Annotated in this window: 1 protein-coding gene; it reads right to left on the bottom strand. The window is 74.9% G+C overall.

The window, feature by feature from the left end:
• On the bottom strand, window positions 1-1,091 hold a 1,091-nt coding region (locus tag D7V93_RS43360), incomplete at both ends, for a Kelch repeat-containing protein (protein WP_120648706.1).

Here is a 1,091-nt window from a genome sequence, read left to right as displayed (position 1 = left end):
CATCAACACAGGGCGCGGCCCGTCCTCCTCCCGTCCCAGCATCGCCACCGACGCCCCCACCCGGGGCACCAGGAGCCTCGCGCCCCCCGACAGCCGGGAGAAGGTATTGCCTTCGAACGCGAAGCCCAGCACCTCCGCCTGCGGGCCCGTCGCGTCCGCGCCTCCCGCCACCACCAGCGTGCGGCCATCACCCAGCACCGTCACCGCCGCGTCCACGCGCGGTACCTCCGTGGGCACGTCGACGAAGCGCCCGGAGGCCGCATCGAAGCCCTCCGCCGTGAACACGCCGCTTCCGTCCGCCGAACGTCCGCCCACCAGCAACACGTGTCCTTGGGCGTCCACCGCCGCCACGTGCTGGTAGCGCGCCACCTTCGGTTCCACTGCGCTCGCCGTGCCCGCCGTCACGTCCACCACGCGCGCCGTGCGCTGCACCGACGCAGGCTCCAACGCTTCCGCGCCTCCCGCCAGCAGCACCTTCCCGTCCGGCAGCAGCGATGCCGTGTGGAAGGCCCTCGGCCCCACGTCCGGCCCCGGGCTGAACGTGCCCGTCTGGGGATCGAACACCTCCGTCGTCCCCGACGCCTGCCGCGCTCCCTTCGCGTCGGGCCTGTAGCCCCCGGCGAACAGCACCCGTCCGTCCGGAAGCAGCGTGGCCGTGTGTCCGGCCCGCGTCTCACGCATCGCCGCGCAGGTGTCGGGACTCGACGCCAGGTTCACCGGCGCGAACTCCCCCAGTCGCCGCAGGAACACGCGCACCGACGCGTCCTGTCCCTCCGCGACGTCCACGGGCGCCGAGCGTCCCAGGGACAACAACGGGCCGCCTTGATCCGGCGCGCCCGCGTAGGCCCGCACCTCCAGCACCCGCGCACTCCCCACCGGCAGGGCCGGCACGTCCCCCGCCGTCCACCGCACCGTCGACACGCGCTCATGGGCCGACTCCACCCCGGGGCCGCTCACGCGGAAGCGCAGGTGCGTCACCCCGTCCAGGGGCGGCGTGCCGGCGCAGGCGGCGGTGACGAGGTCCAGCGAGGGGGCGACCTCCTTCTGCCCGCAGGCACAGGCGAGGGCCACGAGGGCGGCCAGGAGGGGGG

Source organism: Corallococcus llansteffanensis, from assembly GCF_003612055.1.
In the GTDB taxonomy this organism is placed as follows: Bacteria; Myxococcota; Myxococcia; order Myxococcales; family Myxococcaceae; genus Corallococcus; species Corallococcus llansteffanensis.
The sequence above is the reverse complement of the archived record's forward strand: the minus strand, read 5'-3'. Positions and strand labels throughout refer to the sequence as shown.